The sequence below is a fragment of the Streptomyces sp. NRRL B-1140 genome (assembly GCF_001280065.1).
Classification (GTDB): Bacteria; Actinomycetota; Actinomycetes; order Streptomycetales; family Streptomycetaceae; genus Streptomyces.
Genome location: NZ_LGEA01000107.1, coordinates 58,412 through 66,589, shown reverse-complemented (window position 1 = coordinate 66,589; position 8,178 = coordinate 58,412). Strand labels below are relative to the sequence as shown.

General features: G+C 71.5%; 3 protein-coding genes and 1 pseudogene. 2 read left to right on the top strand and 2 right to left on the bottom strand.

Features of this window, described 5'->3' with window-relative positions:
• Both ADK65_RS24940 and ADK65_RS24935 read left to right on the top strand, forming a co-directional pair.
• On the top strand, positions 1–3,295 hold a 3,295-nt coding region (locus ADK65_RS24940; protein ID WP_053672781.1), incomplete at its 5' end, for a HAMP domain-containing protein.
• A gap of 97 nt (positions 3,296–3,392) precedes the next feature.
• Entirely contained in the window at positions 3,393–5,954 is a 2,562-nt protein-coding gene (locus ADK65_RS24935; RefSeq protein ID WP_053672772.1) for a SpoIIE family protein phosphatase, read from the top strand.
• A gap of 78 nt (positions 5,955–6,032) precedes the next feature.
• On the opposite strand, the pseudogene ADK65_RS37395 reads toward ADK65_RS24935, so the two are convergent.
• A pseudogene (locus tag ADK65_RS37395) lies at positions 6,033–6,249 on the bottom strand (IS481 family transposase); the annotation flags it as partial.
• A gap of 111 nt (positions 6,250–6,360) precedes the next feature.
• A complete protein-coding gene (locus ADK65_RS24930; RefSeq protein WP_053672779.1) occupies positions 6,361–8,037 on the bottom strand; it encodes an NAD-dependent malic enzyme in 1,677 nt (558 codons plus the stop codon).
• Between the last annotated feature and the right edge of the window lie 141 nt (positions 8,038–8,178).

Genomic DNA, 8,178 nt, shown 5'->3' with positions numbered 1-8,178 from the left:
CACCATCAACACGATGGTGGACCAGTTGTCCGCGTTCGCGGACGAGGTCACGCGTGTGGCCCGCGAGGTCGGCACCGAGGGGCGCCTCGGCGGCCAGGCCCAGGTGCGCGGTGTGTCGGGGACCTGGAAGGACCTCACCGACAACGTCAACGTCATGGCGTCGAACCTGACCGGCCAGGTCCGCTCCATCGCCCAGGTCGCCACCGCCGTGGCGCGCGGCGACCTGTCGCAGCGGATCACCGTGGAGGCCGCGGGCGAGGTCGCGGCGCTGGCCGAGGTCATCAACACGATGGTCGACACGCTGTCGGCCTTCGCGGACGAGGTCACGCGTGTGGCCCGTGAGGTCGGCACCGAGGGGCGCCTCGGCGGCCAGGCGCACGTGCCGAACGTGGCCGGCACCTGGAAGGACCTCACCGACAACGTCAACTCGATGGCCAACAACCTCACCGGCCAGGTGCGCAACATCGCCCTCGTGACGACCGCGGTGGCCAGGGGAGACCTGTCGAAGAAGATCGACGTCGACGCCCGCGGTGAGATCCTCGAACTCAAGACGACCATCAACACGATGGTCGACCAGCTGTCGGCCTTCGCGGACGAGGTCACGCGTGTGGCCCGCGAGGTCGGCACGGAGGGGCGCCTCGGCGGACAGGCCGAGGTCGAGGGTGTCTCCGGCACCTGGAAGCGCCTGACGGAGAACGTCAACGAACTGGCAGGCAACCTGACCCGACAGGTGCGGGCCATCGCCGAGGTCACCAGTGCCGTCGCCGAGGGTGACCTGACCCGGTCGATCAACGTGGAGGCGTCCGGCGAGGTCGCCGAGCTCAAGGACAACATCAACTCGATGGTGGAGTCCCTGCGCGAGACCACCCGGGCCAACCAGGAGCAGGACTGGCTCAAGACGAACCTCGCCAGGATCTCGAGCCTGATGCAGGGCCACCGCGACCTGCCCGTGGTCGCCGAGCTGATCATGGACGAGCTGGTCCCGCTGGTGTCGGCCCAGTACGGAGCCTTCTACCTCGCCGAGGACGGCGACGACGGACCCGAACTGCGGCTCGTGGGCTCCTACGGCTACCCGGAGGAAAGCAGCCGCCCCTCCCGCATCGCCTTCGGCCGCACCCTGGTCGGACAGGCGGCGCGCAGTCGGCGCACCATCATGGTCGAGGAGCTGCCGGACGGCTACGTCACCATCTCCTCGGGCCTCGGCGAGGTCGTGCCGTCCGCGCTGGTGCTGCTGCCCATCGTGGTGGAGGGCCAGGTCCTCGGCGTCATCGAGCTGGCGTCGGTCACCCGCTTCACCCAGATCCACCGGGACTTCCTGGCGCAGCTGATGGAGACCATCGGCGTCAACGTCAACACCATCGTGGCCAACGCCCGCACCGACGAGCTGCTCGTCGAGTCGCAGCGCCTCACCGTCGAACTCCAGGCCCGCTCCACCGAGTTGCAGGTGCAGCAGGAGGAACTGCAGCGCTCCAACGCGGAACTGGAGGAGAAGGCCTCGCTGCTGGTGGCGCAGAACCGGGACATCGAGGCGAAGAACCTGCAGATCGAGCAGGCGCGCCAGGAGCTGGAGACCCGTGCCCAGCAGCTGTCGCTGGCCTCGAAGTACAAGTCGGAGTTCCTGGCCAACATGAGCCACGAACTGCGCACCCCGCTCAACAGCCTGCTCATCCTCGCCCAGTTGCTCGCGCAGAACCCGTCTCGCAACCTCACGCCCAAGCAGGTCGAGTACGCGCAGATCATCCACTCCGCGGGTTCGGATCTGCTGCAGCTGATCAACGACATCCTCGACCTGTCGAAGGTCGAGGCCGGGAAGATGGACGTCACGCCCGAACGGGTGACCCTGCGACAGCTCATCGAGTACGTCGAGGCCACCTTCCGGCCGATGACGACGCAGAAGAGCCTCGAGTTCACGGTGACGACCGCGCCCGGTGCGCCGGCCGACGTGCTCACGGACGACTCCCGGCTGCGCCAGGTGCTGCGCAACCTCCTGTCGAACGCCGTGAAGTTCACCGAGCAGGGCGGCGTGGAACTGAGCATCGAGCCCGCCGACGACGACGAGGTGCCCGAAGGCGTGGTGCGGGGCGCCTCCGTGGTGGCCTTCCGCGTCAAGGACACCGGCATCGGCATCCCGGAGCAGCACCTGGAGACGATCTTCGGTGCCTTCCAGCAGGCCGACGGCACGACCAGCCGCAAGTACGGCGGCACGGGCCTCGGCCTGTCCATCACGCGGGAGATCGCCCAACTGCTCGGCGGCGCCGTCTCGGTGCACAGCACGCCCGGCCAGGGCAGCACGTTCACGTTGTTCCTGCCCGTGGCACGCCCCGACTTCGAGGAACTGCTGCATTCCGGCAGGACGCTGGAGCGGGCCTCGGCGGAACCCGTGCCGGAGGGACTGACCGGTTCGGTGCCGGTGCCCCAGATCGGGCCCGGCCCCCGGCCCCGGCGTCTGCTCGTCGTGGAGGAGCGGTCGCGCGGACTGCTGACACTCGTCGCGGAGAGCGTCGTCGCCGACCTGACCCACGGCCGCTCCGACGGCGCTCAGCGTCCCGCGGTCGACATCATCACCGCCGTCGGCGCACAGGAGGCGGCCGGAGCCCTGGCATCCGAGCCGTGCCACTGCGTCGTCCTGGAACTGGGCATGCCCGACGACGAGGCGTCCCGCTTCCTCCAGGCCCTGGAGGGCGACTCGGCGCTGACGAGCGTCCCGGTGCTGGTGCACAGCAGCCACCCCACGGACGTGCCCCTGGACGAGACGCTGCGTTCCCGTTCCGAGGGCGGCGCACTGGAGCTGCTGTCCAGCCTCGACGAACTGCGCGAGCGCATCGCCCTGCACCTGTCCGCGGAGGAACCCGGGGACGTGCTCTCCCTCGTCCGGACCGAGGGGCCGCAGCACGTGGCGCCGCCCGCCGTCCACGACGCGTCGGCCGGCCGCACCGTTCTCGTCGTCGACGACGACGCGCGGAACCTCTTCGCGCTGAGCGGGATCCTGGAGCTCCACGGCTTCCGCGTGCTGCACGCCGAGAACGGGCGCAGAGGCATCGAGACGCTGGTGAACAACCCCGACATCGCCCTGGTGCTGATGGACGTGATGATGCCGGAGATGGACGGCTACACCGCGACGGCCGAGATCCGCCGCATGCCGCAGTACGCCGACCTGCCCATCATCGCCGTCACCGCGAAGGCGATGCCGGGAGACAGGGACAAGAGCCTCGCCTCGGGTGCCAGCGACTACGTCACGAAGCCCGTCGACACGCGCGACCTCATGGCCTGCGTCCGCCGCTGGCTGCCCGTATGAGCACCCCGGCGCCCGACCCGCACACCGGCGGGCCGGGCGCCCGGCAGCGCCTGTCCTTCCGTGCCTCAGGGCACTCCAGCCGAGGAGCTTGAACACCGTGAGCATGTCCGAGCAGCCGCGCGAGCCGGGTGACGGCGAGCCGAAGCGCGGCTCGGCCGCAGATCCGGAGTCCTCGCTGCCGTCGGTGACCTCCGACGCGTCCTCCCCGGCCAGGGGCGGGGCATCCGATTCCTCCGACGAACACACGACCCTCGGCGGGCCGCCGCAGTACACCGACCACGCGCCGGAGTCCCGCGAGGAGCCGCCCGCCGGCCTCGAAGACCTCTCACCCGCCTCTCCGGTGGGCCGGCTCGCCGCCACCGTGGAACGGCTCAGCCGGGAGGTGCGGGCCGCCCAGGCGGAGGCCGAGGGGCGGGCCCTGATCGAGCTCGCCAAGGGCGTCCTGGTCGAGCGGCTGCAGTGCGGCCCCGCCCAGGCCGCCCGCCAGCTCACCCAACTGGCCGAGCAGGCCCAGGTGACCCCCCTGGAACTCGCCGTCGACGTCATCAATCAGGCGGCCCGGGACCGGATGTCCGAGGTGACGGACGCCTTCCTCGCCGCCACCAGGGCCGCCGACGAGGCGGAGACCGAGTCGGCCGCCGTACGCCTGCGCGCGGCGGAGAGCGGGGTCCTGGCGGCGGACGACGCCCAGGCCGTGGCGGACGCCCTGCTGGAGCAGGCGCTGCGACCGCTCGGCGCGGTGGCCGTGGCCATATGGGCCGCGGGAGCCGACGGTTCGCTCACCCTGGCGGGCAGCGCCGGTTTCTCACCGGCCGAGGCGGAGCGCTGGCGCTACGTCCCGCCGGACGTGGTGACCTTGGCGCGACGGGGACTCATCGAGCGCGAGGGGCAGTGGATCACCACCCTCGGCGCGACCGGACTGCCCACCATCGGCCTGCACCACCATCCGGACGGCGGCCGGGCCGCCCTGCCCGCCGGCACCGGGGGCCGCATCCACGGCGTGCTGGAGATCGCCTGGCCGACCCCGCAGCCGCCGCAGCCGCCGCAGATCGTCCGGCAGATGGAGGCGCTGGCCGAACTGTGCGCCCACACCTTGGAGACGTACGCACCGCCGCACGGAGCCGCCCAGGAGCCGCGCGTACTGCCGGACGCCGCCGAGCTGATGGACCTGGCCGACGGCTTGTACGACCCCGCCCTGGTCCTGGTGCCCCACCTGGACGGTGACGGGCACCTGGTGGACTTCCGCATCCAGCACGCGAACAACCGCTTCCTGGACCCGGCCGGCAGGCCGCGGGCGGTCGTGAACGGCGCGCTGCTCCTGGAGGCCTACCCGATGGCCGCCGGGGACAGCGAGTTGTTCCAGCGCGTCGAGCGGGTCTACGCCACCGGTGAGCCCTTCCGGGCCCGCCGCATGAACCTCACCGCGCTCGTCGACCAGGTCCCCCTCTCGGCGGTCGCGGACATCAGCATCAGCCGCCACGGCATGTCCGTCCTCTTGATCTGGCGCATCGAGGACGAGACGGCACGGCTGGCGAGCCTCCTCCAGCACGCCCAGCGGCTGGGCCGTATCGGCGGGTTCGAGGAGAACGTGCTCACCGGCGAGATCACCTGGAACGGGCAGCTCTTCGACCTGTACGGGCGTCCGCAGACGAGCACCCCGGTGCCGCTGGAAGAGCTGCCGGCCCATGCGCACCCGGACGACGGCGTCTCCATCCGCCGTTTCCTGCGCACGCTGCTGCACCACCAGCGGCCGGCGGCCGCCGCCTTCCGGCTGCAGCGGCCGGACGGGGTGACCCGTCACATCCGGATCGTCGCCGAACCGGTCCTCGACACGGACGACCGGCTGCTCCTCGTGCGCGGCGCCTGCCAGGACATCTCGGCCCAGCACTGGACCGAGGTGGCGCTCGCCGCCACCCGCGACCAGCTGGCCCACACCGAGCAGCAGGCCACCGAACGCAACCGGCTGACCCTGCAGCTGCAGCACGCCATCATGCCCCCCACCCAGGCCCCGCTCCAGGTGTCCGGCCTCCAGGTCGCCGTGCGCTACCGGCCGGCGGAGACCGAGCAACTGGTGGGCGGGGACTGGTACGACACCGTCGTGCTGCCGTCCCGGCAGGTGTTGCTGTGCGTCGGGGACGTGGCCGGCCACGGCATAGAGGCCGCCACCAGCATGGTCGTGCTGCGCAACGCGTTGCGCGGTCTGGCGGTGACCGGCGCCGGGCCGGCGCAGTTGCTGTCGTGGCTCAACATCGTGGCGCACCATCTGACGGGTGCCGTGACCGCGACCGCCGTGTGCGGTCTGTACGACCCCGTCCGACGGACACTGCGCTGGGCCCGGGCGGGTCACCTGCCGCCGGTGCTCGTCCGGGGCGCCGAAGCCGCTCCCCTGCCTCTGGTCAAGGGCCTGCTGCTGGGGGCCGTCCCCGAGGCCGTCTACGAGGAGACGGAGCTGCAACTGGCCCCGGAAGACACCCTGTTGATGTACACGGACGGTCTGGTGGAACGCCGTGACCGGCCGGTGGAGGAGTCCCTGACCCACCTCCTGACCACAGCCCGCGCGGCGCCGAGCACCCTCGACCAGCAGTTGGACCGCCTGCTGACCTACAGCAAGTCGGACACCGACGACGACACGTGCATCGTGGGTATCCGGGTCGGGTGAGGGGCAGGGCGAGGCGGCGCGAGGAGTGGCTCGGCGGCCCCTCGTGCCGCCTCACCGTCGCGGCAGGATGCCCGAGGGGATCGCCGCGTCCGTGGGCCGGTCCAAGAAGGCCAGGCGGTTCAGGCCGTGCCGGGTGAGGATGCGGTGCACGGTCGAGGCTGCCAGGCCCAGGATCGGCCCGAGCCGTGCGGGACCGAGTTTGCGGTCCTGCCGCAGTCGGCAGACATGCGCCTCGGTGGCGGCCGCGGTGTGGTGTCGTGCGGGGGCGGCCGGAACGGTCGATGAGTCCGTTCTCGCTGGGACACGAAGGCCTCCGCGCGGTGAGGATTCGACACCTCCACCACACACGGGGGCCTTCGCCATGATCAAGCCCGCCCCGCGTCAACAACGCTCGTGACCAATACACCTAGTCCTCGTAGCGGGGCGTCCACTGCGCCCGGGCGACGGCCTCGCTCAGGTCCTCCTCCGTCGCCTGCGGGGCCACCCCGTCCTCGACGGCGGCGAGGGCCGCGGCCAGCGCGATCTCGCGGGCGGACTCCCGCATCCCGGTCAGCGGCGGCAGCAGTGGCACGGGGAGGTCGTCGCCCTCCGCGGCCCGCACCGCGCACCGCGCGACGGCCCGGGCCGCGGCCACGAGCATGCGGTCCGTGACCCTGGTGGCCCCACTCGCGGTCACCGCGAGGCCCATCGCCGGGAAGACGTACACGTTGTTCGACTGCGCCACGGGGACCTCGCGCCCGTCGACGTTCAGCGGCGGGAAGGGTGAACCGGTGGCGATCAGCGCCCGCCCGTCGGTCCAGCGGGTGAGGTCCGCGGGGTCGGCCTCGGAGTGCGAGGTGGGGTTGGACAACGGGAAGACCACGGGCCGTTCGCAAGTCGACGCCATCTGCCGCACGATCTCCTCGGTGAAGGCGCCGTGCGCCGTCGACAGCCCGATGAGCGCCGTCGGCTCCACGCGGCGCACCACCTCGGCCAGGCCGGTGCCGTCCCAGTCGGTCACCTCGCTGTCGTCACGCGCGAACACCCGCTGTTGCGGGCTCAGTTCGGAACGCGAGGAGACCAGCAGTCCGTCGACGTCGAGGATCCAGAATCGCGCCGTGGCCTCGTCCTCCGGAAGTCCCTCGTCGACCATGGCGGTACGGATCATGTCGGCGACGCCGATGGCGGCCGATCCGGCGCCCAGGATCACCACACGCTGCTCCGACAGCGGGGTGCCGGCCACGTCCGCCGCGGTGGACAGGGCACCGAGCGTGACGGCCGCGGTGCCCTGGATGTCGTCGTTGAAGGTGAGCAGCCGGTCACGGTAGCGGGCGAGGATCGGGTGGGCGTGGGCGGTGGCGAAGTCCTCCCACTGCAGCAGCGTCCCGGGGAGTTCCGCCTCGACCGCCGAGACGAACGCCTCGATCATCTCGTCGTACTCGGCGCCGGTCAGCCGCCGGGCGCGCCGGCCCAGGTAGCGGGGGTTGTCGAGCAGGGTCTCGTTGTCGGTGCCGACGTCCAGCAGGATCGGCAGCGTGCGGGCCGGGTGGATGCCGCCGATCGCCGTGTAGAGACTGAGCTTGCCGACGGGGATGCCCATGCCGCCGACGCCCTGGTCGCCCAGGCCGAGGATGCGCTGGCCGTCGGTGACGACGATGACGTCCACGTCGTGGTCCCGGTGCGGGCGGTTGCGCAGGATGTCCCGGAAGCGGTGGCGGTCCTCCCAGGTCAGGAACAGGCCGCGGGGCCGCCGGTAGATCTCGCTGAAGCGCCGGCAGGCCTCACCCACCGTGGGCGTGTAGACCACGGGCAGCAGCTCTTCCAGATAGTCGGTGACCAGGCGGTAGAAGAGCACCTCGTTGGTGTCCTGGAGCTGCCGCAGGTAGATGTGCCGGTTGAGGGGTTTGTCGTAGCCGTGGAACGCCTCGTAGGCACGGGCGACCTGCTCGTCCAGGGTCTCCACCGCGGGTGGCAGCAGTCCGTCGATACCCAGCTCCTCGCGTTCGCGCCGGCTGAAGGCGGTGCCCTTGTTGACCAGGGGGTCGGCCAGCGTCGTGACGGCGGGGCCGGTGGTGAGGCGGGGGCGATGTGTCGGCTGGTCCATGAGGTGACGCCTTCCCGTGATGCGCCGGTTCGTGCGGGTGACGTGTGCCATCCGGACGATCCACCGGCTCAGGAAGAACGCCCCGTGGCCACTGAGGAGTTCCGTCCTGCCGCCCGGTCACCCCGTTCGCCCTGCTCCACC

Coding starts and splice junctions, on each gene's coding strand:
- ADK65_RS24930 (WP_053672779.1), bottom strand. CDS start 8,037: ATGGACCAGCCGACACATCGCCCCCGCCTCACCACCGGCCCCGCCGTC.